Raw genomic sequence first — 25,918 nt, forward strand, 5'->3', positions numbered from 1 at the left:
CCAGGTGGTCCAGAGCGCGACCGTCGGGACCCGTTACTGACGCTGTTCGCGGATCACCTGTTCCAGCCGGACTCAAGCCGACGTCGACGCCCGGCCGCGACGCTTCACCCTGAAGGGAGCCAGTATGGAACTCGGACTCGTCGACAAGGTCGTCCTGGTCACCGGTGGCAGCGGATCCATCGGAGCCGCCATGGCCGAGGCGTTCGCAGCAGAGGGTGCCCGCGTCGCACTGACCTTCCGGAACAACGCCGGACGCGCGGAAGAGCTGGCGCGCGCCATCGGCGATCGAGGCGGCCGGGCACTGGTGGTGAAGTACGACCTCACCGACCCGGCGGCCATCCGCTCCGCCGTGGGCACGGTGATCGACGAGTGGGGACGGCTCGACGTTCTCGTGCTCAGCGCGTCCGCGCAGGACGGGACCCGCACGACCCCCGTGCCCTTCGAGGACATCCCGCCCGAGGAGTGGTCGCCGCTGCTGCGCGCGGACGTCGAGGGCACCTTCCACACCGTGCAGGCCGCCCTGCCGGCCATGCGGCGCCAGGGATGGGGCCGCATCGTCCTCATCTCGGCGAACATCGTCACCCGCGGGGCCACCGGCGACGAGGCGTTCGTGTCGAGCAAGATGGCGCTGCACGGCCTCGGCCGCACCCTGGCCACCGAACTGGCCGGCGACGGGATCCTCGTCAACGTGGTGGCTCCCGGGGCCACGGTGAGCAGGGGCTTCCTGCGCCGCTTCCCGGAGGAGAGGCAGGCGAGCTTCGCCGGCCTCGACGACACGCAGATCAAGCGGATGCTCAACCAGGACCGCCCCGTCGGCAAGGTGTCGACACCCGCGGACGTCGCCAACACCGTGCTGTTCCTGGCGTCGGAGGCCAACGGGAACGTCAGCGGCCAGGTGATCCATGTGGCCGGGGGGCACTGATGCGCCCGCCGGCCGGTCGTTCGGGACACGAGCAGGAGAAGCGATGACGACAGCACCACCCGCCTTTCCCCAGCCCCGCGTCTGCCCTCACCTCCCGCCCCCGGCGTACGCGGAGTTGCGGCAGGGCCCGGCGCTACGCCGGGTGACGACCCACGCCGGGCAGCTCGCCTGGCTGGTGACCAGATACGACCAGGCCCGGACGCTGCTGAAGGACCCGAGGCTGTCCTCCGACCGCAGGCGTCCGGGCTTCCCGGTCATCTCGGTACAGGTGAGGCTGCTGACCGAGCGCAAGCGCCAGGCGCTGATCGGGATGGATCCGCCCGAGCACGACGTCCAGCGGCGGATGTTCCTGCCGGACTTCACGGTGAAGAAGGTGGGCGAGCGGCGGGCCGACATCGAGCGCATCGTGCACGAGGCCCTTGACGACATGACGGAGCACGGCCCGCCGGCCGACCTGTACCGGGACTTCGCCCTGCCCGTGCCCTTCCGGGTCATCTGCCGCCTGCTCGGCGCCCCCTGGGAGGATCGCGACTTCTTCCAGGACGCCATCCGCCGGCTGGTGCGGACCTTCGACACCGCGGAGGGCCGCCAGGCGGGCGCCGAGCTGCTGGCCTACTTCGAGTACCTGGTCACCGAGTGCAAAACAAGACCGGACGCCGCCGGCCTCATCGGACGGCTGGCAGGCACCGGCCGGATCTCCGACGACGACCTCGCGTTGGCGGCCATGTCGCTGCTCATCGCCGGACACGAGACCACCGCGGCCATGATCTCTCTTGGCGCGGTCACCCTGATGGAGAACCCCGAGCAGCTCGCCGCGATCCGGGCCGATCCCGAGGCGATCAAGCCCGCCGTGGAGGAGCTGCTGCGCTTCCAGTCGATCGCCGACAGCGCGAACCTCCGGGTCGCCACCGCCGACATCGAGCTGGACGGAGTGGTGATCAGGGCGGGGGAGGGCGTCCTGGTCCCCGGCTCGCTCGCCAACCGGGACGCGGAGATCTTCGAGGACCCCGACACGTTCGACGTCCGCCGCGACGCCGGCGGTCACATCGCCTTCGGCTACGGCCGCCACCAGTGCCTCGGCCAGAACCTCGCGCGGCTGGAGCTGCAGATCGCGCTGACGGCGTTGTGGCAGCGGATCCCGACGCTGCGCATGACCGTGTCCGCGCAGGAGCTGACCGCGCGCCCGCCGGGCGCGATCCAGGGCATCGACGCGCTGCCGGTCACCTGGTGAGCGCGGGGGAGGCTCCGGAAAGGGGCGCGGAGATGAGTGTCGAGGCGGACCAGCGGGTGTGCGTCGGCGCCGGCCTGTGCGCGCTGACCGCGCCCGGCGTCTTCGACCAGGACGAGAACGGCCTGGTGGTCGTGCTGGAGGGGACGCCCTCGGGGAAGGCACGGGACGAGGCGCTCCGCGCGGAGCGCCTCTGCCCGTCCGGAGCGGTGCGGGTCGGCCGCTCTCACGGATGAACCGGTTCGACTGCCCGGAAAGGTAGGGATCAGATGCGCGTTCTCCTGCTCGGTGGCACGGAATTCGTCGGCCGCGCCGTGGCCGAGGCGGCGGTGGCCAGAGGCTGGGAGGTGACGGTGTTCCACCGGGGACGGCACGCGCCGCCGCCCGGCGTGCGTGTGCTCACGGGCGACCGGAACCTGCCCGACGGCATGGCGTCCCTCGCCGAAGGCGAGTGGGACCTGGCGGTGGACACCTGGAGCGGCCCGCCACGGGTGGTCCGTGACACGTTGCGGCTGCTGGACGGCCGCATCGGCCACTACACCTACGTCTCCAGCCGCGGGATCTACGACTTTCCCGTCCCGGCGCCGCTCACCGAGGAGCGGTCGGTGGTGATCGGCTCACCGGACGACGGCGCCACCGACTACCGGGGCGCCAAGGCGGGCGGGGAGGTGGCCGCGGAGCAGGCGCTCGGCGACCGGGCACTGCGCGTGCGGCCAGGGCTGATCTTCGGCCCCCGGGAGAACTCCGGGCGGGTGCCGTGGTGGCTGCGCCGCGCCGCCCGCGGCGGCCCTCAGCTCGCGCCGGGGCCGCGGACCGCTTCCCTGCAGTACGTCGACGTCCGCGACCTGGCCACCTGGATCCTGGACGCCGCCGGGCAGGGGCTGCACGGCGCCTACAACCTGGTGTGCCCGCCGGGTCACGCCACGATGGAGGGCTTCCTCACCGCCTGCGCCGAGATCACCGGCGCCGGCGCCGAGCTGCGCTGGATCGACCCGGAGCCGATCCTGGCCGCGGGGGTCCGGCCGTGGACCGGCCTGCCGGGGTGGCTGCCGCCCGGTGAGATGTACGAGTTGCTGCACCGGACCGACGTGTCCAGGGCGGTGGCCGCCGGGCTGCGCTGCCGCTCCGTCGAGGAGACCGTGGCCGACACCTGGGCCTGGCTGCGCGAGGTGGAGGGCGAGGTGCCCCAGGGGTCCCAGGAGGGCTACCGCACGGCCCCTGAGCTGGTCGGACTGGATCCGGACGTGGAGGCGAAACTCCTGGCCGGCTGAGCACGGGCCCGGCGCGAGGAGGCCGCCGCCTGCGGATCGGCCGCCGGCGGTCTCCTCGTGCCGGGCATCGGCTCACGCGTCGTCGAGCAGCCGGATCGTCCCTGTCGGGCAGCGCCGGGCCGCCTGGCGGACGAGGTCCGCGAGCGCGGCCGGAGGCTCCGGCTCGTTCACCACGACGACGGTCTCGTCGTCCTGGCCGAACACCTGCGGCACCGCGACCACGCACAGACCGCTGCCGCAGCAGGTGTCACGGTTCACCGTCACGCGCACGCTCACCACTCCACGGGGATCTGGAGCAGCCCGCCGATGAGCGTGCCCTCGCTGCGCCCCAGTTCGTCCGCGGGGACGGCCAGCCGCAGGCCGGGGAACCTGCGCAGCAGCGTCTCCAGGACGATCTGAAGCTCCAGGCGGGCCAGCGAGGCGCCGATGCAGAAGTGCGGCCCCACGCTGAAGGTCAGGTGGTGGTTGAAGGCCCGTGCGACGTCGAACTCGTGCGGACAGGAGAACACGTTCTCGTCCCAGTTGGCCGACTCGAGGGCCGGGATGACGCTGGTCCCCTTCGGCACCGTGACCCCGCCCACCTCGATGTCCTCGGTGACGTAGCGCAGCATCGACAGCGAGCCGTTCAGCAGCTTCCAGCGCAGCACCTCCTCCACGGCGGACGGCACCAGGGACAGGTCCGCGCGCAGCCGGGCGAGCTGGTCGGGATGGGCCAGCACCTTCGCCACCGTGTAGCCGATCTGGCCGGCCGTGGTCTCGTAACCGACCAGCAGGAGCAGGCGGCACCACCAGTGCAGCTCGTACTCGCTCAGGCGGGTGTCGTCGTCCTCGTGGACCTGGGTCAGCGCGCTGATCAGGTCGTCACCGGGGTGTGCCCGCCTGGTCTCGATCAGCCGTCCCATGTAGGCACTGATCTCGGCCATCGCCGCACCGATCTCCGGCCCGGAGTACCTGCCGGTGGACAGGAACCGGTCGGTCCAGCCGCGGAAGCGGTCCTGGTCCTCCGCCGGCACCCCCAGCAGATCGCAGATGACCCGGATGGAGAGCGGGAACGCGACGGCCTCCGACACGTCCGCCGGGCACGGCCCGTTCGCCATCTTCGTCACGAGCTCATCCGCGATCTCCTGTACCTTGGGGCGCAGGTTCTCCACCATCGTGGCCGTGAACGCCTTCATCACCAGCCGCCGGACCCGGGTGTGCTCCGGTGGGTCCGGATCCATCCTCTCGTCCTGGAACATCTTGTTGTTGGAGGTCATGCGGGCCGCGTCCGGGCGGTTGAGGTTGCGGCTGACCCTCAGGTCCGTCAGCACGGACCGCACGTCCTCGTACCGCGTCACCAGCATCGCCCGGTCGCCGCTCGGCAGCACCACGGGGATCACCGGCCGATCGCGCAGGTCCTGCACCTCGGCGGGTACGCCGAGGGCGGACGGACGCGGGAACGGGTACGGTACGGGCTGTTCGCTGCTCATCATGTCGCCTTCCCCTCACGCTCTGCTCATACCGGGCGGGCCTCGATGATGCTGTGGGGCGGCTCCGTCGGGTGGATCGCGACGACCTCGAAGCCCGACTCCTCCACGAGGCCCGTCCAGTCGGCGACGGTCCGCTCGCGGCCCCCGTTGGTCACCGCCATCGAGATGTCCATCAGCTTGATGTAGTGGGGGGCGTTGCCCTCGGGGACCACCCCGTCGACGATCAGCACGCGGGCGTTGGCGTCGTCGCCGATCGCCTGCCGGATCCGGCCGAGCACCTTGCGGCACTCGGCATCCGCCCAGTCGTGCATGACGGCCTTGAGCGTGTACGCGTTCGCGCCGGCCGGCACCTCGTCGAAGAAGCTGCCGCTGACCAGCTCGACCCGGTCGGCGACACCCTGCGCGGCCAGGACGGGCGGCGCCGACGCGATGGCGGTCTCGATGTCGAACAGGATGCCGCGCGAAGCGGGGTAGCGCCGCAGGATCGCCGACAGGAACCGACCCTGGCCGCCGCCGATGTCGGCGATCCTGGCGAACCGCCCGAAGTCGAAGGAGTCGGCGATCTTCGGCGCGCGGCTCTCGTTCAGCGCGGACATGGCCTTGTGGAACGCCGCGGCGAACTCCGGGGCCTCCTGCTCCAGGTACTCGAAGAAGTTCTTGCCGGCCCGCAGCCTGCGGCCGTTCGGCTCGCCCGTGCGTACGGTGTCGAAGGCGTAGCCCCAGCAGTTCCAGACGGTGGTCTCGCCGTAGAAGTAGGCAAGGTACCTGAGCGATCCCGGCACGTCGCTACGCAGGTACTGCGCCTTCGGTGTGAGCTCGAAGCGCTTGTCCTCGCGTTCGGCGAAGACGCCGACGGACGCGGCGGCGCGCAGGAACCGGTGCAGCGTCGGCGCGTGGGTGTGCGTCTCGGCGGCGAGATCGCCGACGCTGCGGGGGCCGTCGGCGAGCAGGTCGGCGACACCGAGGCGGGCGAGCACGTTCAACGTGCCCGCCACCCACTTGCCGGCCAGCATCATGAGCAGTTCCTGCTGCTCCTCACCGGGATCCTGCTCCAGGACATGGTCGGTCGAGGTGGTCATCCCGAATCCTCCTTTGGGTGACTGGTCGCTTCGGCCGCCCTTGAGCCGGTCAGGGTCCTGCCGCTCCCGGCAGGCTCCCACCGACGGCTCAAGGGCGGATCAAACCGGTATGGGGCGGGGACCGCTTCACGGCCGAGCGGTCCCCGAGCTCTTCTCGAGCCCCGCTGCGCATCCTGGGACGACGTTCGCGATCCCGAGGAGTTGCCATGCCGTACACGGCGATCACTTATGACATCAAGAGCGGACACGAGGACGAGGTCGCCGAGGTGTTCAACAACTTCCGCCGGCCTGCGGGGAACGTGGTCCCCGCGGCCGACGGCGCCCAGGCGGGCCGCATCCTCGCCACGGCGGTGTTCATCCGGGACAGCACACTGGTGCGGTTCATCGAGTACGAGGGTGACCTCGACGCGGTGATCCGGTTCATGGCCGTCCAGCCGGGGGTGGCGGAGGTGGAGCACAAGCTCGCCCCTTACCTGAACAAGCCACGCGATACCGGCACGGTCGAGGGGTTCCTGCGGACCTTCAACGCCAGCCGGCTGCGCTGCGTGACCCAGTTCGCGGTCCCCCGGCACCCGGACGCCTCAGCCTCTGCGGCAGATCAGTAGGGTGTCGAAGTCTCCGAGCCGCTTCTCCTCCAGCGCGGTGAAGCCGGCCAGTGCGGCGTGCTGCCGAAGCTCTTCGACCGGATACTCCGAGCCGCCCTCGGTGACCAGCAGCATGTCCAGGCTGATCACCAGGTTCTCCACCTGGGCCGGCCCCTCGTCCAGCATCCGGTCGTAGATCAGCAGCGCGCCGCCGGGGCGGACCGCCGCGCCGGCCTTCTGCACCAGGAAACGGCGGCTGTCGGCGTCGTAGTCGTGCAGCACGTGCCCCAGGATCACGACGTCGGCCTGCGGCAGCGGGTCCTGGAAGAAGTCGCCGCCCTCGAAGCGCAACCTCCCGGTCAGGCCGAGGCCGGCCGTGTGCTCGGTGAAGAACGGCTCCATCTGCGGGAGGTCGAACACGCTGCCGGTCAGCTCGGAGTGCGCCTTGACGATCTGACCGGCGAGGTTACCCCGGCAGCCGCCCACGTCGAGCAGCGTCGAGTGGCCGGAGAAGTCGAACGCCTCGATGAGCTGGGGCCCCAGGATCTGGGTCAGCGCGTCCATCATCTGGATGAAGCGGCCCAGCGCCTGCGGGTTGCGCAGGACGTCCTGGAAGGTGCCGCGCGACTGCGGCAGGCCGGTGCGCAGGGCGTCGGACAGCTTGCCCCACGCCGGATAGAGGTTGTCGCCGGCCCGGCGCATGAACCCGCCGATGTAGGTCGGCCGTTCCCGCACCAGGTACTGGTCGGCGCCGGAGGCGTTGCGGTAGCCGTCGCCCTGCCGCTCGAGCAGGCCGAGGGCGGTCAGTAGGAGCAGGAAGTCGCGCAGTCCGCGGCCGTGCAGCCCGAGCCGCTCCCGGATCTCCTCCTCGGTCGCCGGGTTGTCGTGCAGCTCGGTGAACAGGTCGAGTTCCACCGCGGTGAGCAAGGCCTTGGCCTCGCAGAAGGCGTTGCACAGCCGGATGAGTCCGGTGGGGGTGGTGACGTCCGGAGCGATGCCCGTCATTCGTGACTTCCTTTCTCGCACCCGTGGCCGACGGTCGTGCCGGGTCGCTGGCGACGCTTCCACCGGGGGGTGGAGACAGGCTCGAAGCCGGTTGGAGGCGTGGGCCGGGGTGTCGCTTCTCGACCGGGATTCGAGGGACGGACCAGCCGGTGCCTGCACGATGAGCCGAGCCGTACGTCGCAGCGAGAGGAACGGTCTGGTGGATCAAGGACTACGTGGAAAGCGCGTGCTGGTGACCGGTGGGACCAGGGGCATCGGCCGTGCCACCGTCCTGGCCTTCGCGCGGGCTGGCGCCCACGTTCTGGCATGTCATCACACCGAGGGAGAGGACGCCGACAGCCTCGCCAGGGAGCTGAAGAAGCTCGGTGACCGCAACCAGGTGGTGCGGGCGGACGTGACCGACCCCGCGGACGACCAGCGGCTGGCCGGCACCGTGGAGACCACGCTCGGAGAGCTCGACGTCCTGGTCAACAACGTCGGTGTGGACGGCGCCGCACCTTTCGCGGAGATCTCGGGCGAGGAGTGGCGGCGGCTGCTCGACCACAACGTGACCTCCGCCTACCTGGTCGCACAGGCGATGCTGGGCCTGTTGGCCGAAGGCGCCTCGGTGGTCAACATCGGGGCGTCGGCGGCGCTTCGCGGGCGGGTCAACGGCGTGCACTACTCCGCCTCGAAGGCGGCGCTGATCGGGTTCACACGCGGGCTGTGCAAGGAACTGGGCCCGCGCGGGATCAGGGTCAACCTCGTCGCGCCCGGCCTCACGGAGACCGAGCCGGGGGCGGGGCTGCCACCGCAGGTGGTGGAGCGCGTCGTCGCGATCACGTCGCTGGGACGGCTCTGCCGGCCCGACGACGTGGCCGGTGCGGTGCTGTTCCTGGCCGGGGACACCTCCCGGTACATCAGCGGCGTGACGCTGAACGTGGACGGCGGGATCTGAGCCGTCACCGGCATCGGAGCGGTTGCGGGCGGACGCGGGCCATCGCAGGCGCGGACTGGAGGCTACATGGACATCGGAGTCGGTTTGCCGAGCACCGTCCCCGGGACGGGCGGCCGCGAGCTGGCCGAGTTCGCCCGGCGGGCCGACCGGCTCGGCTTCAGCACGCTGGCCGTGCTGGACCGGCTGGTCTACGACAGCTACGACACCGTGGTGACGCTGGCGGCCGCCGCGGCCGTGACCGAGCGCATCACGCTGGCCCCCACGATTCTGCTGGCCGCCTACCGGCCGAGCGCGGTGCTCCTGGCCAAGCAACTGGCCAGCGTGGACCGGCTGGCCGGCGGCCGGCTGGTGGTGGGCGTCGCCGCGGGCGGACGGGAGGACGACTTCGTCGCGACCGGCGTGCCCTACGGCGGACGCGGGCGACGGCTCGACGAACTGCTGGAGGAGATGGAACGCGTGTGGTCGGGGGAGGGCGCGGTTCCCGGCGTCGGTCCGCGTCCGGACCGCGGACGGATCCCGCTGTGGGTCGGGGGCAATTCGGCCGCTTCCATGAAGAGGGCGGCCAGGTACGGCATCGGCTGGATCTCCGGAAGCACCCCCCTGCACCGGTACGCGGAGGTGGCCGCCCAGGTGCGGCAGGCGTGGACGGACGCGGGCCGGACCGATACGCCGAAGCTGGGCGCCCTCGCCTACGTCGCCCCCGGCGCGGACCGCAGACAGGCAGGCGCCCGCTACCTGCTCGACTACTACGCCTACACGGGCCAGAAGGCTCGCTTCCTGGCCGACGCTGTGATCGCCGACGACGCCCGGCTGCGGGAGACGATCGACGGTTACGCCGCGGCGGGTTGCGACGAGCTCATGTTGATTCCCTGCACGTCCGATGCCGACCAGCTCGATCTGATCGCCGAAGTGGCCTTCGGTTGAGTCTTCGGCGAACCAAGGAGGATGCCATGCCGTACGCGGCCATCACCTACCGGGTCAAGCCCGGGCACGAGGACGAGATAGCCGAGATCTTCGCCGGCTTCCAGCGGGTCGACACCCCGGTGTTCACCGGAGACGACGGCGCCGCGGCCGGCCGGCTGCTCGGCACGGCCGTCTTCGTCAAGGACGACGTGCTGGTGCGGGTCATCCACTACGAGGGCGAGTTCGCCGCCATCGCCCGCCACATGGCCGGCCAGCGCGGGGTGCACCTGATCGAGGAGCGGCTCGCCCCCTACCTGCAGGAGCAGCGGGACACCGGTGACGAGGCCGGGTTCAGCCGGTACTTCCGCGACGCCATGATGCGTTGCGTCTCGCACCTGTCCGTACAGACCCATCCCGCGGAGAGGTGAACGTGCAGCCCACGTCGATCGCCGTGCTCGGGCTGGGCGGCATGGGAGCCGGTATGGCGCGCGCCCTGCTTGCCGCGGGTGCCGCCGTCACCGCCCACAACCGCACGCCGGACAAGGCCGTGCCGGTGGGCGAGGCCGGCGCGACGATCGCCGCCTCGGCGGCCGAGGCGGTGGCCGGCGCCGAGGTCGTGCTGCTCAGCCTCGCCGACGAGGCCGCCGTGGAGCAGGTGCTGTTCGGCGAGCTCGAAGGGCGGCTGCCGCCCGGCGTGATCGTCGTGGACACCTCGACGGTCGCGCCCACATTCGCCGTGGCCGCCGCCGAGCGGCTGGCCGAGGCCGGGGTGCGGCGGGTCGAGGCATGCGTGCTGGGCAACCCCGCCATGGCCGCCAAAGGTGAGTTGCGCGTCTTCGCCGCCGGTGAGGGGCAGGCCGTGGATGACGTGCGCGAGGTGCTTCACGCGATCGGCCAGGACGTCCGCGACCTCGGCCCGACGGGCAACGCCAGCGCGCTGAAGCTGGCGTTCAACCTGATGCTGGGCGTCCACATCCTCGGGCTGGCCGAGGCGGTGCGGTTCGTCGAGACCATGGGCATCGACCGCGGAGTGCTGCTGGACGCCTTCGACAGCAGCGGCTGGCGGTCGCCGGTGCTGTCCTTCCGCGCGCGGTTCATGCGTGAGCGGACATACCGGCCGGCGGCCTTCCGCGCCGCGCTCATGCACAAGGATCTCGCCCTGGCGAACCGGGAGGCGCTGGCGCGCGGGACCGAGTTGCCGGTGACCGGTTGCGCCCTCGACAGGTACGCCGACGTGCTGGCCGGCGGCCGCGGTGACGACGACGCGGCGACCGTGGCCGAGCCGCTCCCGCGCGGAGAGGGGCCGGCGAGGTGATCACGGATCTGCTGTCCGTCGCGGCGCTGGTGGGCAGCGGGATCGTGGCCGGGGTGCTGTTCGCGGTCTCGCTGAGTGTTCTGCCCGCGCTCTTCGCCATGCCGGCCGACCGCTATGTCTACACCCACCAGCTCGTCGGCCGCCGGTGGGATCCCACCATGCCGATCCTCGTGCTCTCGTCGGTGATCGTCGATGTCGTCCTCGCGGTGCTGACGAGAGCCGAACCCGCCGTGCTCTTCGCCACGGCCGCCGTCCTGCTGCTCGGGGTCTCGGTGGTCTCGCACTTCTGCAACGTCCCGATCAACCGGGCGGTCAAGTCCCTCGATCCCGACGAGGTGCCGCCCGACTGGCGCGACCCCCGGCCGCTGTGGCGTCGATGGCATCTGCTGCGCACCGTGCTCGCCGTGCTGGGGGTGACGGTGAACGCCGTCGCCGTGGTGCTCGGCTGAGGGGTCGAGCGTGAATCGAGAAGCTCTCCAGACGGAGAGACGAACCTGAAGCTGTCTGAAATGCCGGATTCCGGCGTTGTCAACAGAATGGAGATCTGGAATGAGCACCTTCGACCTGGACGAGCTGCGGGGCATCCTGCGCCGCATGGGAGGTGTCGACGAGGCGGCCCTCGACGGCGACATCGCGGAGACGGAGTTCAGCCACCTCGGTTGCGACTCGCTGGCCCTGCTGGAGCTGTGCAACCAGGTGGAACGCCGCTACAGCGTCCAGATCAGCGATGACGCGGTGTCGGACATGCCGACGCCGGCCAGGGCGGTCGCGTACATCAACTCGCTGCTGACGGCGAAGGCGGGGACGTGACATGGCCGGGCACACCGACAACGAGATCGTCATCGCCGCGCCGATGCAACTCGTCTGGGACATGACCAACGACATCGAGTCATGGACGGAGCTGTTCAGCGAATACTCCGAGGCCAAGATCCTCTCGGACCGGGACGGCACGATCCTCTTCCGGCTCGCGCTGCACCCCGACGAGAACGGCAAGGTGTGGAGCTGGGTGTCGGCGCGGCGCCCGGACGAGGCAAGCCGGACCGTCCGCTCGCAGCGGGTGGAGACCGGGCCGTTCAAGTACATGTGGATCTACTGGGAGTACGTGCAGGAGGGCGACGGCGTGCGCATGCGCTGGGTGCAGGACTTCGAGATGAAGGCGGAGGCACCGGTCGACGACGCGACGATGCAGGCACGCCTCAACCGCAACACGCCTATCCAGATGCAACTGATCAAGCAGAAGGTGGAGGCCGCCGCGGCCCGTCGCTAGGCGACGGTGCCGGGACATGACTCGGTGGCAGGCTGACCGACCGGAGAGGCTCATGCTGGAGATCGTCGTCTCGCTCGTCCTGCTGGCCAACGGCTTGGCCGCCGGGGTGCTGCTGGGCACCCAGATGGGCGGCTGGCCGCTGCTGGACAGCCTGCCACCGGACCGGTACGTGCACGCACACGCGTTTTTCTCCACCCGTTTCGACCCGTTCATGCCCATCTGCTTGATCATCACCACGCTTGGTGACCTCGCTCTCGGCCTGCTCGCCGGGAGTACGGTGGCCCGTGTGCTGTATCTGACGGCGGCCGCGCTCTGCCTGGGCACGATCACGATCTCGCTGGTCAAGAACGTGCCGGTGAACCGGTGGGTGCGAACGCTGGACCCGGACGACCTTCCCGAGGACTTCGCCGAACGGGATCCGCGGCGGCACTGGGGCACCTGGAACCGCGTCCGCACCGCCCTGTCCACTCTCGCCCTGCTCGTCAATTGCGGCCTCGTCGGCCTGACCCTGTGAGCGCCCGGTCCCGGTGCCCGCGTCCGCGGTGACTCACTCCGCCTTGGCGGCCTCCAGGACGGGCACGCCCGCCGCCCGGCGCGCGGGCAGCGCCGAGGTCGCCAGCGTCGCCACCGCGGCACCCGCCGCGAGCGCCAGGAACAGCCACCACGGCGGGTCCGGACGCAGGAACGAACTGCCGGTCGTCACATGCAGAAGCGCCAGCGTGCCGATCCCGATCGCGAGGCCGAGGATCGTGCCGAGGAGGACCACGGTGGCCGCCTCCCAGCGGACGATCGAGCGGATCTGCCTCGTGGTCGCGCCCACGGCGCCCAGCAGCCCGAACTCACGGGTGCGTTCGACGACGCTCATCGTCACCGTGGTCGCCATCCCGAACAGCGCCAGCAGCAGTGCCATGCCGACGAAGCCGTACGTCGAGCGCAGGGCCCGGGTGAGCGACTGCGACGCCGCGGTCACGTAGGCGTCACGATCGAGGACCCGCACCCCGGACACCCCGGCCACGGCGTGCGCCAGGGCCTGCGGCGAGCCGCCCCGCACGAGCACCGCCAGGGTGGCGGCGTTGGCGTCGAGCCGGTCCATCGTCTCCGAGGCCACCAGCGCCTGATCGGCGAACAGGTGGGACGGGTCGTGGTACGAGCCCGCGACGGTGAGCGTGGTGCGGCCCTGCGCGCCGCGCACGATGATGTCCTCGCCGCGCCGGAGCCCCCGTTCCTTCATGACGGCCGACGACAGCGCGATCTCCCCTGCCCCCAGCGCGGGTGGCCGGCCGCCCAGCCGCAGGACGTCACGCAGCCCCCTCTGCTCGGCACCGCTGACCAGGAAGCGGAACGGCCCGGCCGCCGCTTTTGCCGGCTCGGACGGCACCAGCGTGACCTCGGTCTGTGTCAGGGCGGTCGTCCGGGACACCCCTGGCGCACCCGTGGCCTTCGCCGCGACATCGCGGCTCAGCGGCGCGGGCGCACCCTCGGCGGTCCTGGCGGTCGAGGCGATCGCGTGTTCGGCCGCCATCACCTCCCGTCCCGCCTCACGGAACCGGTCGTTCACCGACATCGTGACCAGCACCAAGGAGGCGACCAGTGCGACACCGAGCATCAGCGACGAGGCGGACGAGGAGACCCGGCGCGGGCTGCGCGTGATGGTGGCGTGCGCCAGGCGTCCGGTCTCCCCGCTGACCAGCGTCCCGATGCGGCCCACCAGCCCGCCCAGCGGCCCGACGAAGAACGGGGCGAGCACGGCCAGCCCGGTCACCGCCAGCATCGACGCGAAAAGGATCATCAGCGTGATGGCGAACGTACGATCCGGGCCGGGGGGATCGCTGACGCGGACCGTCACCGCCACCGCGCACAGGAAGCATGCGGCGACGAAGATCGCGGATGCGGACAGCAGCCGCGGCCAGCGGCGTTCCCGGGGTTCGGTGACCGTGCTGCGCAACGCCTCGATGGGTGAGACGTTCCCGGCGCGATACGCCGCCCGCCAGGCGGCGGCCTGGGTGACCAGGAGCCCGGCCACGACCGGGACGGTCAGCGCGATCCAGCCCACCTGGGGAGCGGAGGCGGACACGTCGAAGCCGTCCCGGGCGAACAGCCAGATGATCAGCTCGGCCAGTGGGAAGCCCGCGGCCACGCCGCCCACCGAGGCGACCGCGCCCAGCACCAGCGCCTCCAGCCGGATCAACCGGCCGATCTGCCGCGGTGTGGCGCCGATCGCGCCCAGCAGTGCGAGACGGCGGGTGCGCTGCCGGACGAGGGTGCCGAAGGTGTTGGCCACCACGAACAACCCGACGAAGATCGCGACGGAGGCGAGCATGCCGACGACACCGGCGATCGAGGCGCCTTCCCCCGAAGCGGCGGTGGTCTGCGCGTTCCGTACGGACTCCGCGGTACGTACCGTGGCGGCGTCATCCAGGTCGCGGGCCAGCTCACCGCGCAGCCGATCGGCGGGCACGCCGGGAGCCGTCTTCAGCCAGACGCTCTGCCAGCTGCCCGCGGGCAGCATCGCGGCGCGCCGCGCGGTCTCGGGCGGAGCCAGCACCAGGTCGCCGGCGGCCACCGCGCCGCGGCCCTGGACAGTGACGATCCCGGCGATCCGCACCTGGCGCGTCTGACGGGGCAGCGTCAGCGTCATGGTGTCGCCGACGCGCAGATCCCCGGCGAGCGACATGTGCCGGACGATCGCCACCTCGCCGTCCGCGGCAGGGGCACGTCCCGCCTCCAGGCGATAGGGGTTCAGCTTCGGATCGGAGACCCAGGAACGGAGCAGCGTACGGCCCTCGGCCGCCGCCATGATCGCCTGCCCGTCGCTCCGGGAGGCCGTCACCGCCGTCGTGGCGTCCCCGGCGGCCGCCGCCACCCCCGGGCGGGAGGCGACCTGATCGAGCCGGATCCGACCGTCGGGTGGCGCGAACGGGTCGCCCGGATCGACCGTCCCGCCCTGCACCAGCACGTCCACGTGGACGTACTCGCTGGCGTCGCTGCCGGCCACCGCCTCCTGTGCGCGCAGTGCGAACTGCAGCGAGCCCGCGATGAGCGCGATCGATCCCAGCGCCGCCAGCAGGGTGGCGATCAGCCGCAACCAGCCCTCGGCGAACGTCCGGCGCGCGATGAGCCACAAGGGGTTTCCCATGGTCTCAGCCCTCGATCCTGCGCATGCGGGCATGCACGGCGTCGATGGTGGGCTCGGCCAGCTCGTCCACGATCACCCCGTCGGCCAGGAACAGCACCCGATCGGCGTATGCGGCGGCCACCGGATCGTGCGTCACCATGACCACCGTCTGCCGGTAGTCGTCGACGGCCGCACGCAGGAAGCCCAGCACCTCCGCGCTGGAACGGGAGTCCAGATTTCCGGTGGGCTCGTCGGCGAACAGCACGTCCGGCCTGGTCAGCAGCGCCCGAGCCACGGCCACCCGCTGCTGCTGGCCGCCGGACATCTCCGCGGGCCGATGGGTCAGCCGCTTGCGCAGCCCCAGCGCGTCCACGACCGTGTCGAACCATCCCTGATCCAGGTCGCGGCCCGCCAGCCCTCCCGTGAGCCGGATGTTCTCCTCCGCGGTCAACATCGGCAGGAGGTTGAACGACTGGAAGACGAAGCCCATCCGATCGCGGCGCAACTCGGTGAGCCGGGTGCGCGACAGGCCGGTGATGTCGACCTCGCCGACGACGATGCTGCCGGACGTCACGGTGTCCAGACCGGCCAGGCAGTGCATGAACGTCGACTTCCCCGACCCCGACGGCCCCATGATCGCGGTGAACTCGTCCTGGACGAACGATGCGGAGACGCCGCGCAACGCGCTCACCGCGCCATCGCCGGAACCGTAGGTCTTGATCACATCCGTCGCCGTCATGACCCGGTCGGAGACACGCTCGCCGGGCGGAGCCTCGATCATCGACGTCCTCCCGCGCGAGGAGAGAGCGCGTGTGGCGTGTCCTCCCGAGCCCCGGCCCGGTGTGTGCGGCGCGCCGGACCGGGGTCACGGCCGCGGCACGGGCTCGCGGCCGTACCGCGCATCGGCGGTGGTGCAGGTGAGATGGCCGGCGCCGCCATGCCGGTCGCGACGATCACCTTGCGCATGCGCCGACGGGGCGACTCGGGCACGCTCTCCTCTGATCGACGATGTATAGGTCCACTAAGAGATAGTCTCACCCTGAGATTTTATCAGGTGGTAGTAGAGTGGGCGCATGCTCCAAGATCTGCTCGAGCGCTTCCTGGCCGGCGACGGCGGCCCGGCCGCCGGTCAGGTGGGGCTCGGCATGCTGCTGGCCGAGGTGCACAACCAGAGCCGGGAACGGCTGAACCAGGTGCTGCGCCCGCTGGGCCTCAACGTCCGCGGATTCGCCCTGCTGCTCGCGCTGCCGATGTACGGCCCCGTCAGCCAGCGGGAGCTGATGGACCGTACGGGCATCGACAAATCCGCGATGGTCCGGCTCATCGACGAGTTGGAGGAGGGTGGGCTGGTCTCCCGCCGGCGGGCGCCGCAGGACCGGCGCGCGTATTGCATCGTGCTGACACCTCATGGCGAGCGAACTCTGGCGGAGGCGCGGCAGGCCACCGAACAGGTGGGGGAGCACATCTTCGGCTGGCTCACCGAGCCCGAGCGCCGGCACCTCGTCGATCTGCTACGCGGCGTGGCCGAACGCGCCGCCCCGCTCCGGCCCGAGGCCTCTGGCGCTACGGCCAGGGTCTGTGAACGCTGAGACCCGGGAAATCCGGGGTCGGACGCGGTTCTGGTGAGCAGGGTGGGCCTTGAACCCACGGCCCACGGATGATGAGTCCGTCAACGGGTTTCGCCGGTGCAGCCGTGGTCTTGTGGCGCGGGGCTCGCTTCCGCCACAGTTGCCGGGGAAATGTCACCGGCACCCGTGAAAGCCGGGCATCGGACGCAGAGGGCGGGGACGCATGGGCACGATCGTCGGTGTGCACGGCATCGGCAAATACCGGTACTACCGCGAGGCGGGCGACTCGGTCACCGGTGCCGCCACGGCGATGCGCGACAAGTGGGACCGCTACCTGCACATGGGCCTGACCGGGGGCAGGCCGTACGCGAAGGAGCGCTACGTCACCGAGATCGCCTACTACGCCCACCTGCTCGGGGAGAGGAAGGACGAGACGGCGCGCGCGGTGCAGAGCATGGACGCCGGGGCCCAGAAGGTCCTCGTCGCCTGGGCCGGGCAGCTCGACGCGGTGGGGGAGGGGGTGACCGGGGCCCTGAACCGGGTGGCCGGCTGGCTGCTGGGCCGCCTTCAGGGCAACGCCGCCGACTTCGCCAGGCTCTTCTGCCCCGAGGTCGCCGCCTACATGGCCGCCGGGAGCCAGGCGCGCGCCAGGTCGCGGGCGGCCGTGGCCGAGGTGATCAGGCGGAACCGTCCCCGGGTGGTGATCGCGCACTCGCTGGGCAGCGTGGTGACCTACGAGACGCTCTGGGCCAACCCCGACCTGAAGGTCGAGCTGCTGATCACCCTCGGCAGCCCGCTGGGCATGCGCAACGTCATCTTCGAGCACCTGGTGCCCGCCCCGGTCGACGGCCGGGGCGAGCGGCCCCGCTCGGTCGGCCGCTGGGTCAACATCGCCGACAAGGACGACATCGCGGCGATCCCGCCGGGCCTGCGGACCTGTTTCACCGGGGTGGACCAGGAGGCCCTGGTCGACCTCGACTGGATCGACTTCCACACCGTGGAGAAGTACCTGGGCTGCGGTGCCCTGAACGCGCACCTCAAGCCGTACCTGAGCTGAAAGGCCCGGCGGGGCCGGGCGTCCGCCTGTGCGGTCCCTGTTCATCCTGTCGTGAGCCGCAGGCCACGACGGGGAAAGGTCGGCCGGTTGCACTGGGGGCGTGGAGCAGAAGCCGTCACGCAGAGCGTTCCTTTCCATCGCCGCCGCCGGTACGGGCGGCCTGTTGCTGACCGGGGCCTCTCTCGCCTCGCCGAGCGCCTCCCTGGCCTCCCGGGCCCTGGCCGCCGACCCGTTCACCCTGGGCGTCGCCTCGGGCGACCCGTCGGCGGACGGCGTGGTGCTGTGGACCAGGCTCGCCCTCGACCCGCTGGGCCTGAACGGCCGCGGGGGGATGCCGAGCCGGGACGTGGACGTGGAGTGGCAGCTCGCCACCGACGAGCGGTTCTCCCGGGTGGTCCGCAGGGGCACCGAGAGCGCCCGCTGGAGGCGGGCGCACAGTGTCCACGTCGAGGTCGACGGCCTGGAGCCCGGCAGGGAGTACTTCTACCGCTTCCGGGCCGAGGGGCGGCTGTCCCCGGCCGGGCGCACCCGCACCACCCCGGCGGCCCCGCCGTCCGGGTCGTCCGGGTCGTCGTCAGGAGCCCCGGCGCTGTCGGCGTCGGCCTCGCTCACCTTCGCGATCGCGGCCTGCGCCCACTACGAGCACGGTTTCTACACCGCGTACCGGAGGCTGGCCGAGCAGGAGCCGGATCTGGTCGTGCACCTGGGCGACTACATGTACGAGTACGGCCCCCGGGGGTACACGGCGCTCGGCGGGAGCGTCCGGCAGCACACCCCGGGCCCGTGCGTGACCCTGGCCGACTACCGGATGCGGCACGCGCAGTACAAGAGCGACACCGACCTGCAGGAGGCGCACGCGGTCGCACCCTGGCTGGTCTCGTTCGACGACCACGAGATCGAGAACAACTGGGCGGCGGACGTGTCCAGCTCCGGCGCCCCGGCCTTCGCCAGGCGCAGGGCCAACGCCTTCCAGGCGTACTACGAGAACATGCCGTTGCGCCGGACCAGCGTGCCCGGCGGGGCGGCGATGCGCGTGCACCGCAGGGTGGACTGGGGGCCGCTGGCCCGCTTCCACCTGCTCGACACCCGGCAGTTCCGCGACGACCAGGCCTGTGAGGACGGGCTGCGGTCCGGCTGCGACGACCGGCTCGCGAGCGGGCGCACCCTGCTCGGCAGGGACCAGCGGGAGTGGCTGCTGGACGGTCTGGCCACCTCACAGGCGCGCTGGAACCTGGTGGGGCAGCAGATCCTGATGGCCCAGCGCGACGTCAAGGTGGGGCCGGGCACCGAGGTCAACATGGACTCCTGGGACGGCTACGCCGCGGAGCGCACCCGCCTGCTGACCGGTTTCCAGAAGTCGGGCGCGGCCAATCCGGTGGTGCTGACCGGTGACGCGCACATGCACCACGCGGCCGACCTGAAGCTCGACTTCGACGACCCCGACTCGCCCCGGGTGGCGGTGGAGCTGGTCGCCTCCTCGATCGCCAGCGACGGCGACGGCTACCGCGACGAGGGCCGGATCGCCGAGACGCTGGCCGAGAACCCGCACATCTCCTACCTGGACCAGCGGCGCGGGTACATCGTCTGCCGCGTCACCGCCGAGAAGCTCGACGCCGACTTCCGCGTCCTGGAGCGCATCAGCAGGAAGGGCGCCCCGGCGAAGACCGGTGCCCGGCTCGCCATCCCGGCAGGACAGGCCTCACTGACCTGATCACCAGAGGAATCCGTCCGGATTTGGTGGATGATGCCGCGTATGAGGCCAACCACCACGAGGCTCGGCGCCGCGATTCTCACCGCGGCGCTGGGCGGCACCCTCCTCGCCCACACGCCCGCCGCGACCGCCGCGACGGCCGGATCCGCCTTTCCGCAGTCCGCCTCCCCGGCGTCCGCCTCCCCGGCGTCCGCCTCCCCGGCGTCCGGAAGGGCGGCGGCCGACTTCGGCTACACCATCTCCTTCCCCCGGCACGTCCGCCGGGGCGGCTCCCTCGTCTACACCGTCAAGATCAAGAACAGGAAGGCCAAGGGCCAGCACTACGTGCTGCTCGCCGGGACCTTCTCCACCCGCTTCCGCAGGATCAAGGTGATCTCCAAGCCGCGGAGCGTCAGCTGTTCCGTCAAGCGCCGCAGCCTGTCCTGCTGGATCACCTCCCTCGACCGGGGCGACGCGACGGCCGTGCGGATCCGCGCCTGGGCCGGTTCGCGCCGGGGCACCGCCGCGGTGAGGTTCGGCGCGATCACCACCTCCGACGCCAAGGCCGACAGGGGCAGGCTCGTCAAGAAGGTCCGGCGCACCATCAAGGCCGACACGCGCATCCGCTGACCCGGTGACCACCCGGATGCCCGGCGTCAAGGGCGTGCCCCGGCCGGGTTCCGGGGGCGCGCGGGAACGGCGGCGCTCGCCGGGGCCCCCGCGGCCCGCAGGAAGTCCTCCACCACGAGCGTGGCGGCGCCCAGCGTGACGGAGTCGACCCCGAGACGGCCCAGCCCGATGGAGACCGTCCTGTACGGCTGCGCCAGGCAGTTGTCCGCGGCGACCTTCCTGATCCTCGGCAGCAGGTGCTCTCCGAGCAGCACCCCGGCCCAGCCGCCGATGATGATCCGTTCGGGGTTGAACATGTTGATCAGGTTGGCCAGGCCGACGCCCAGGTAGGTGACGGTCTCGTCGACGACCGGGGAGCCGCCGGTCACCAGCTCGGCCAGCGCGGCCTGCTCGTCGACGGTCTCGGTCCACACCCCGGCCCGTTCCAGGATGCCCCTGGCCCCGACGTACGCCTCCAGGCAGCCCCGCGCGCCGCAGTGGCAGCGGTGCCCGCCGATCGCGATCTTCGTGTGGCCCCACTCACCGGCGCTGCTGTCGGCGCCCAGGTACGTGGTCCCGTCGGTGATGATGCTCGCCCCGACCCCCGAGCCGATCAGCACCACGACGGCGTGCCGGGCGCGGCGCCCCACGCCGAACCACAGCTCGGCCTGGCCCATCGACCTGGCGCCGTTGTCCACGAAGAGCGGCAGGTCCGTGCCCGCCCGCAGGAGCCTGCCCAGCGGCACCCCGTCCCAGCCCAGCGTCGGGGCGTGGATCAGCGCGTCGGGCCCGGTCTCGACGATCCCGGGAACGCCCACCCCCACGCCCAGCACCCGCTCCGCGGGCACGCCGCTCTCGCCGAGGAGCGCGTCGATCCCGGCCAGCACGTGGCCGACGACCAGGTCCGCGTCGTGCCGGACCGGGCTGAGCGCGTACTCGGCGCGGCCCTGGCGGTTCATGTCCAGGTCGAACAGCTCGGCGCGCACGTGCGTCTCGCCGACGTCGACGCCGATGGTGTAGCCGTGGGTGGTGTTGACGCGCAGCAGCACCCGGGGCCTGCCGCCGTCGGAGTCGACCAGGCCGGCCTCGACGACGACCCCGCTCTCCAGCAGGTCACCGGTCACGTTGCTCACGGTGGCGGGACTGAGCCCGATGGTCTCGCTGAGTTCCTGGCGGCTGGCGGGCCCGTCGAAGTAGAGGGCGCGCAGCACGGTCGCCCGGTTGCCTCGACGGAGATCACGGACGGTTCTCTGCGCTGCGCCGATCATGACCGACATCCTAGATAACGCCCAGGAACGGGAGGGTCTCGTTCCCGGCTCGAAAGTGGTTCCGGGCCGGAACGGTACGGTCTCCTAGCGTCCGGCGGACGCGGACGCGAAGGTGTAGCCGAACAGGGCGTCCTTGGGAGCGGTCGCCAGCGTCCGCGCCGTCGAGGGCCTGATCCCCGGGTAGGGGCCCTTGCGCACGGTGCCGCGCAGCAGCGTCAGCCTGCCGTCGCGCGGGGCTGCGACGACCAGGCCGCGGCCCCCGACCGCGGTCAGGGCCGCGCCGAAGTCCCCGCCCTTGCCGGTGACCAGCAGGTCGCCGTGCCGGGTGAGGCCGCCCGAGCGGGTGCCCGCCAGGATCTGGACGGCGTTCTCGCCCGGTACGCCGATCGCCAGCTCGTCGTCGCCGTCGCCGTTGAGGTCCCCGGCGGCGAGGGCGGCGCCGAAGCGGTCGAAGTAGCGCGGCCGGCCGTTCAGGGAACGCTGCGACCACGCCTCGGAGGTGGCGGCGCGCAGCCCCCCGGAGGAGCCGTAGACGACGTGCACGGTGCCGTCGCCGTAGTCCATGGCCCGCTGGTTCTCCGACAGGCCCTCGCCCGGTACGCCGATCGCCAGGTCGTCGCGGCCGTCGGCGTCGAAGTCGCCGGTGGTCAGGGCCGAGCCGAAGAAGTCCCAGACCTCGGCGCGCCCGCCGATCCCCGGGGTGTCCTGGGTGAGCAGGACGGCCCTGCGGCGCCGGACGTCGAGCACGGTGACCGCACCCTGGCCGTTCTTCAGCATCGTGTCCGCGGGCGCGCCCACCGCGATCTCGGCGCGGCCGTCCCCGTCGAAGTCCCCGGTGGCGAGCACCGCGCCGAACTGGTCGGTCTCGCGCTCGTGCTGCCCGACCCAGCCGGTCCTCTGGGTCACCATGGAGGGCCTGCGGCCGGTGAGCCCGTACACCCCGACGGCGCCGCCGCCCAGCCCGGGGGCGCCGATCGCCAGCTCGTCGTCGCCGTCGCCGTCCAGGTCCCCCGCCGCGAGCGCGGCCCCGAACCGGCCGGGCACCCGCTTGCGGCCCAGGTCCCCGGCGTCGATGGTCTCGCCGGGACGCAGGCCGCCGACGGAGCCGTGGAAGAGCCGTACCGCGCCGTCGCCGTCGGCCCCGGGCCGGGAGCGGTCCTCCTCGGAGACGCCCACGGCCAGGTCGGCGCAGCGGTCGCCGTCGAAGTCGCCGGTCGCCAGTGCCGAGCCGAACGCGTCCCCGGTCTCGCTCCCGTCCGCTCCGCGGTCCGGCCGCTCGTCGTCGTCCGGCGCTCCGCGGTCCGGTTCCCCGTCGTCGTCCGGCTCGGCGCGTTCGGTGTGCCCGGCCCGCTCGACGCCGGCGTCCTGGGTGAGCCTGCGGGCGGTGCGCAGGCCGTACAGGACGGTGACCGATCCGGCGCGGGCGTGCCCGCCCGTCCTGGTGTACGGCGCGGCGACCGCGAGGTCGGCGCGCCCGTCGCCGTCGAAGTCCGACGGCACGCCGGAGCAGGCGCCCGAGGCGTGGGCGGCCGGGGGAGGGGCGGCCGGAGCGGAGGCGGCCGGAGCGGCGGCGGAGGCGACGGCGGGGACGAGGGCGGGGCAGGCGAGCGCCACGGACACCAGGGCGACGGGAGCGAGAAGCACGGCTCTCATGCTCGTGATGGTTTCTGGTGATTCGGTCCCCCGGCCCACCGGGACGTGACGTTCACATGGCCGGTACGCGTAGAGAACATGCCAGGATTGGCGCATGGAAATCGACCTGGCCGACCTGGGGTTCTGGCGGCGGCCGCTCAAGGAGCGGCACGAGGCGTTCGCGCGGCTCCGGCAGCTGGACCGGCCGGTGTTCTTCGAGGAGAAGCGGGTCCCGCTGCTCCGTTCGGGCAAGGGGTTCTACGCGCTGGTCCGGCACGCCGACGTGGTCGAGGCCAGCCGCAACGCCAAGGTGTTCTCCAGCGAGCCGGGTGTGACCAGTCCCGAGCCGCCCGGCTGGGTCAAGCACGTGTTCGGCGAGTCCATGGTCAACATGGACGACCCCCGGCACGCCCGGCTCCGGCGCATCGTCTCGCGCGCGTTCAGCCCGAAGATGCTGGCCGGTCTGCAGGGCGGCATCGACGCCGCGTGCGCGCGGATCGTCGACGACGTCACGGCCTCCGGGCCCGGTGACTTCGTCGGCCAGGTGGCCGCGAAACTCCCCATCCACGTCATCTGCGACATGATGGGCGTCCCCGACGACGTGCGGGCCAGGGTCCACAAGCACGTCGACATCTCCACCGCCTACTCCGGCGTGCGGCCCAGCCTGGCGCAGACCGTCAGGATGGCCGCGCAGAACACCCTCGCGCTGCTCGCCCTGCAGCGCCTGGTGATCGATCTCGGTAAGGAACGTGCCAGACAGCCGCGCGGCGACCTGGTGTCGGCGCTGGTCACCGCGAACGTCGACGGCGAGCGGCTGACCGACCGTGAACTCGGGTCGTTCTTCACGCTGCTGCTGGTGGCGGGGAACGAGACGGCCCGCAACACCATGGCGCACGGCATCAAGCTGCTGACCGACAACCCCGAGCAGCGACGGCTGCTGACCGAGGACTTCGACGCGCGCATCGGCGGCGCCATCGAGGAGATGGTCCGTCACGTCTCCCCGATCATGCAGTTCCGCCGCACCGTCACCCAGGACCACGACCTGCGCGGCCTGCACCTCAAGGCTGGGGACAAGGTCGTGCTCTTCTACGGTTCGGCCAACCGCGACGAGAGCGTCTTCCCCGACCCCGACCGGTTCGACATCACCCGCGACACCAAGCCCCACGTGGGCTTCGGCGGCCCCGGCCCGCACTTCTGCCTGGGTGCCAACCTCGCCCGGCAGGAGATCAGGACCATGTTCCGCGAGCTGTTCACCAGGCTGCCGGAGATCCGGTCGGTCGGCGAGCCCGAGCTGCTGGTGTCCAACTTCGACAACAGCGTCCGCAGCCAGGCGTTCACCTTCTGAGGAGGCCCCTCAGGGAGGCCCCCGCCACCTTGCGGGGCCTCTCGTCCCGTCCGCTCCCGGCACACCCCCGGCCCGTGCCCGCTCCCGGCCCGTGCCCGCTCCCGGCCCGTGCCGGGCGCGGGCCCCGCTCGCGCCCGTCCCGGGCGGCTCACCTACCGGGAGCGGCTCACCCGCCCGGATCGGTTCACCTGCCCGGATCGGGGGCCGTCACCGGGCAGTTCATCCTGTGCTCCGGCCTGACCAGCACGTTCTCCCGGATGGTGAGGAGGGTGATCAGCGCGGACAGGCCCAGCATGGCCGCGCTGACCAGCATCGTCGTGCGGAATCCGGCGGTGAAGATCTCCGGGGAGGTGAAGGCGGTGCCGGTCAGCCCGGTCAGCGGCGGGATCGCGGCCACCGCGAGCAGCCCGCCGGTCCTGGCGACGGCGTTGTTGACGCCGCTGGCCACCCCGGCGTGCCGCTCGGCGGCGGTGGCCAGCACGGTCGCGGTGAGCGGCGCCACCGCCGCGGAGAGCCCCAGGCCGAACAGCGCGGCCGGGAGCAGCACGTCCACCACGTACGACGAGCCGGGGCCGATCCGCGACATCAGCAGCAGGGCCCCCGCGCAGATCACCAGACCGGCCGTCATCGGCAGCCGCGGCCCGACCCGCCTGGCCAGCTCGCCCGCACGCGACGACAGCAGCAGCATCAGGATCGTCACCGGGATCATCGAGGACCCGGCCGCCAGCGGCGAGAAGCCCGACGACACCTGCAACTGGACGACCAGCAGGAAGAAGACCACGCCCATGGCGGCGTACATGACGAACGTGACGACGTTGACCGCGGTGAACACCCGGGAGGCGAAGACGTCGACCGGCACCAGCGCCCGGGGCGAGCGCCTGATCTCCACCCAGACGAAGGCCGCGCCCAGCAGCACGCCCACCGCGATCGGGAGCACCTCCAGGTCGATCAGGCCGTAGGTGATCCCGGCCAGCGCCAGCGCCGCCAGCGCCGCGCCCAGCACGTCGAACCGGCCCTCCGCGCCGGGGTTCCTGCTCTCGGGCACGTGCCGCAGCGCGACCACCACCACGAGCGCGGCCAGCGGCAGGTTGATCAGGAACACCCAGCGCCAGCCGGCCGTCTCCACCAGCCACCCGCCGAGCAGCGGGCCGATGGCCGCGGCCACCCCGCCCAGGCCCGACCACGCCCCGATCGCCCTGGGCCGGTCCTCGGGCGCGAAGGACGCCTGGATGATCGCCAGGGAGCCGGGGGTGAGCAGCGCCCCGCCGACGCCCTGGAGCGCGCGGGCCCCGATCAGTGTCTCCACGTTCGGCGCCAGGCCGCACAGGGCCGACGCCAGGGCGAACCAGACCACCCCGATCAGGAAGATCCGGCGCCTGCCGTAGCGGTCGCCGAGCGAGCCGCCGAGCAGGATCAGGCCCGCCAGGGTGAGGGTGTAGGCGTTGACCGTCCACTGCAGGCCGGCCATGTCGGCGTCGAGGTCGGCGCCGAGGGCGGGCAGGGCCACGTTGACGACCGTGCCGTCCAGCAAGGCGATGCCCGAGCCGAGCACGGTGGTGAGCAGGACCCAGCGTCCCGCCGTGGAGCCGAACCGCAGATGACCGTTGTCCATACCGCTCATCATCGCGGACGCCCGTGAGCACCCCGTCGGCGC

At 71.9% G+C, this 25,918-nt stretch carries 27 protein-coding genes; 18 read left to right on the forward strand and 9 right to left on the reverse strand.

Annotation, left to right across the window (positions count from 1 at the left end; translation table 11 throughout):
* Positions 1 to 124 precede the first annotated feature (124 nt).
* From ABD832_RS40845 to ABD832_RS40860, 4 genes are read left to right on the forward strand one after another with little or no spacing between them, the layout of a single operon-like run.
* The gene (locus ABD832_RS40845; RefSeq protein WP_344907939.1) at positions 125 to 922 is read left to right on the forward strand and encodes an SDR family NAD(P)-dependent oxidoreductase; all 798 of its coding nucleotides are present in this window, start codon (positions 125 to 127) and stop codon (positions 920 to 922) included.
* A 43-nt stretch (positions 923 to 965) separates the two neighbouring features.
* Positions 966 to 2,153 (forward strand): cytochrome P450, encoded by a 1,188-nt coding sequence (locus ABD832_RS40850; protein ID WP_344907942.1) that lies wholly within the window; start codon positions 966 to 968, stop codon positions 2,151 to 2,153.
* Positions 2,154 to 2,185: 32 nt separating this feature from the next.
* Positions 2,186 to 2,386, forward strand: coding sequence for a ferredoxin (locus ABD832_RS40855; protein WP_344907945.1), 201 nt, complete (start codon positions 2,186 to 2,188; stop codon positions 2,384 to 2,386).
* Between the two features lie 33 nt (positions 2,387 to 2,419).
* Positions 2,420 to 3,421 (forward strand): NAD-dependent epimerase/dehydratase family protein, encoded by a 1,002-nt coding sequence (locus tag ABD832_RS40860; RefSeq protein WP_344907948.1) that lies wholly within the window; start codon positions 2,420 to 2,422, stop codon positions 3,419 to 3,421.
* A gap of 72 nt (positions 3,422 to 3,493) precedes the next feature.
* On the opposite strand, the gene ABD832_RS40865 is transcribed toward ABD832_RS40860, so the two are convergent.
* From ABD832_RS40865 to ABD832_RS40875, 3 genes are read right to left on the reverse strand one after another with little or no spacing between them, the layout of a single operon-like run.
* Entirely contained in the window at positions 3,494 to 3,697 is a 204-nt protein-coding gene (locus tag ABD832_RS40865) for a ferredoxin (RefSeq protein ID WP_344907951.1), read from the reverse strand.
* Complete coding sequence (locus ABD832_RS40870) at positions 3,694 to 4,893, reverse strand: cytochrome P450 (RefSeq protein ID WP_344907956.1); 1,200 nt, start codon at positions 4,891 to 4,893, stop codon at positions 3,694 to 3,696. The genes ABD832_RS40865 and ABD832_RS40870 overlap by 4 nt, the downstream gene beginning before the upstream one ends.
* Before the next feature lie 23 nt (positions 4,894 to 4,916).
* Entirely contained in the window at positions 4,917 to 5,969 is a 1,053-nt protein-coding gene (locus tag ABD832_RS40875) for a methyltransferase (protein WP_344907959.1), read from the reverse strand.
* Positions 5,970 to 6,175: 206 nt separating this feature from the next.
* On the opposite strand from ABD832_RS40875, the gene ABD832_RS40880 reads away from it, so the two are divergent.
* A complete protein-coding gene (locus ABD832_RS40880; protein ID WP_344907964.1) occupies positions 6,176 to 6,574 on the forward strand; it encodes a SchA/CurD-like domain-containing protein in 399 nt (132 codons plus the stop codon).
* Here the strand turns inward: ABD832_RS40880 and ABD832_RS40885 are convergent.
* Positions 6,551 to 7,558 carry a methyltransferase gene (locus tag ABD832_RS40885; RefSeq protein WP_344907968.1) on the reverse strand — a complete coding sequence of 336 codons (1,008 nt, stop codon included), beginning with the start codon at positions 7,556 to 7,558 and terminating at the stop codon, positions 6,551 to 6,553. The genes ABD832_RS40880 and ABD832_RS40885 overlap by 24 nt on opposite strands.
* Before the next feature lie 226 nt (positions 7,559 to 7,784).
* Between ABD832_RS40885 and ABD832_RS40890 the strand changes: the two genes are divergently transcribed.
* From ABD832_RS40890 to ABD832_RS40925, 8 genes are all read left to right on the forward strand, one after another.
* Positions 7,785 to 8,495: an SDR family NAD(P)-dependent oxidoreductase gene (locus tag ABD832_RS40890; RefSeq protein WP_344907971.1), complete on the forward strand. Its 711-nt coding sequence runs from the start codon at positions 7,785 to 7,787 to the stop codon at positions 8,493 to 8,495.
* Between the two features lie 66 nt (positions 8,496 to 8,561).
* Complete coding sequence (locus ABD832_RS40895) at positions 8,562 to 9,419, forward strand: LLM class flavin-dependent oxidoreductase (RefSeq protein WP_344907974.1); 858 nt, start codon at positions 8,562 to 8,564, stop codon at positions 9,417 to 9,419.
* A gap of 26 nt (positions 9,420 to 9,445) precedes the next feature.
* Positions 9,446 to 9,826 carry a SchA/CurD-like domain-containing protein gene (locus ABD832_RS40900; RefSeq protein ID WP_344907977.1) on the forward strand — a complete coding sequence of 127 codons (381 nt, stop codon included), beginning with the start codon at positions 9,446 to 9,448 and terminating at the stop codon, positions 9,824 to 9,826.
* Positions 9,823 to 10,713, forward strand: coding sequence for an NAD(P)-dependent oxidoreductase (locus ABD832_RS40905; protein WP_344907980.1), 891 nt, complete (start codon positions 9,823 to 9,825; stop codon positions 10,711 to 10,713). Before ABD832_RS40900 ends, ABD832_RS40905 begins: the two co-directional genes overlap by 4 nt.
* The gene (locus ABD832_RS40910) at positions 10,710 to 11,162 is read left to right on the forward strand and encodes an anthrone oxygenase family protein (RefSeq protein ID WP_344907983.1); all 453 of its coding nucleotides are present in this window, start codon (positions 10,710 to 10,712) and stop codon (positions 11,160 to 11,162) included. The genes ABD832_RS40905 and ABD832_RS40910 overlap by 4 nt, the downstream gene beginning before the upstream one ends.
* Before the next feature lie 100 nt (positions 11,163 to 11,262).
* Complete coding sequence (locus ABD832_RS40915; RefSeq protein WP_344907987.1) at positions 11,263 to 11,523, forward strand: acyl carrier protein; 261 nt, start codon at positions 11,263 to 11,265, stop codon at positions 11,521 to 11,523.
* Position 11,524: 1 nt separating this feature from the next.
* Positions 11,525 to 11,980, forward strand: coding sequence for an SRPBCC family protein (locus tag ABD832_RS40920; RefSeq protein WP_344907990.1), 456 nt, complete (start codon positions 11,525 to 11,527; stop codon positions 11,978 to 11,980).
* A gap of 52 nt (positions 11,981 to 12,032) precedes the next feature.
* Complete coding sequence (locus ABD832_RS40925; protein WP_344907993.1) at positions 12,033 to 12,494, forward strand: anthrone oxygenase family protein; 462 nt, start codon at positions 12,033 to 12,035, stop codon at positions 12,492 to 12,494.
* 33 nt (positions 12,495 to 12,527) lie between these two features.
* Here ABD832_RS40925 and ABD832_RS40930 read toward each other — a convergent pair whose 3' ends face one another.
* On the reverse strand, positions 12,528 to 15,116 hold the full coding sequence (locus ABD832_RS40930; protein ID WP_344907996.1) for an FtsX-like permease family protein: 2,589 nt from the start codon (positions 15,114 to 15,116) through the stop codon (positions 12,528 to 12,530).
* Between the two features lie 4 nt (positions 15,117 to 15,120).
* Positions 15,121 to 15,876, reverse strand: coding sequence for an ABC transporter ATP-binding protein (locus ABD832_RS40935; RefSeq protein WP_344908000.1), 756 nt, complete (start codon positions 15,874 to 15,876; stop codon positions 15,121 to 15,123).
* Positions 15,877 to 16,168: 292 nt separating this feature from the next.
* Here ABD832_RS40935 and ABD832_RS40940 point away from each other — a divergent pair, with 292 nt between their 5' ends.
* From ABD832_RS40940 to ABD832_RS40955, 4 genes are all read left to right on the forward strand, one after another.
* Positions 16,169 to 16,684: a MarR family winged helix-turn-helix transcriptional regulator gene (locus ABD832_RS40940; protein WP_344908004.1), complete on the forward strand. Its 516-nt coding sequence runs from the start codon at positions 16,169 to 16,171 to the stop codon at positions 16,682 to 16,684.
* A gap of 202 nt (positions 16,685 to 16,886) precedes the next feature.
* Positions 16,887 to 17,720, forward strand: a complete 834-nt coding sequence (locus tag ABD832_RS40945) for a hypothetical protein (RefSeq protein ID WP_344908008.1) — start codon at positions 16,887 to 16,889, stop codon at positions 17,718 to 17,720.
* Positions 17,721 to 17,820: 100 nt separating this feature from the next.
* On the forward strand, positions 17,821 to 19,431 hold the full coding sequence (locus tag ABD832_RS40950; RefSeq protein ID WP_344908011.1) for an alkaline phosphatase D family protein: 1,611 nt from the start codon (positions 17,821 to 17,823) through the stop codon (positions 19,429 to 19,431).
* A 42-nt stretch (positions 19,432 to 19,473) separates the two neighbouring features.
* On the forward strand, positions 19,474 to 20,040 hold the full coding sequence (locus ABD832_RS40955) for a hypothetical protein (RefSeq protein WP_344908014.1): 567 nt from the start codon (positions 19,474 to 19,476) through the stop codon (positions 20,038 to 20,040).
* Positions 20,041 to 20,066: 26 nt separating this feature from the next.
* Here ABD832_RS40955 and ABD832_RS40960 read toward each other — a convergent pair whose 3' ends face one another.
* Both ABD832_RS40960 and ABD832_RS40965 read right to left on the reverse strand, forming a co-directional pair.
* Entirely contained in the window at positions 20,067 to 21,287 is a 1,221-nt protein-coding gene (locus ABD832_RS40960; RefSeq protein ID WP_344908019.1) for an ROK family transcriptional regulator, read from the reverse strand.
* Positions 21,288 to 21,371: 84 nt separating this feature from the next.
* Positions 21,372 to 22,940, reverse strand: coding sequence for an FG-GAP repeat protein (locus ABD832_RS40965; protein ID WP_344908023.1), 1,569 nt, complete (start codon positions 22,938 to 22,940; stop codon positions 21,372 to 21,374).
* A 94-nt stretch (positions 22,941 to 23,034) separates the two neighbouring features.
* Between ABD832_RS40965 and ABD832_RS40970 the strand changes: the two genes are divergently transcribed.
* Positions 23,035 to 24,264, forward strand: a complete 1,230-nt coding sequence (locus tag ABD832_RS40970) for a cytochrome P450 (RefSeq protein WP_344908026.1) — start codon at positions 23,035 to 23,037, stop codon at positions 24,262 to 24,264.
* Positions 24,265 to 24,448: 184 nt separating this feature from the next.
* Here the strand turns inward: ABD832_RS40970 and ABD832_RS40975 are convergent, their stop codons facing one another.
* On the reverse strand, positions 24,449 to 25,876 hold the full coding sequence (locus ABD832_RS40975; protein WP_344908030.1) for an MFS transporter: 1,428 nt from the start codon (positions 25,874 to 25,876) through the stop codon (positions 24,449 to 24,451).
* Positions 25,877 to 25,918: the final 42 nt, after the last annotated feature.

The sequence above is a fragment of the Streptosporangium longisporum genome (genome assembly GCF_039534895.1).
GTDB lineage: Bacteria > Actinomycetota > Actinomycetes > Streptosporangiales > Streptosporangiaceae > Streptosporangium > Streptosporangium longisporum.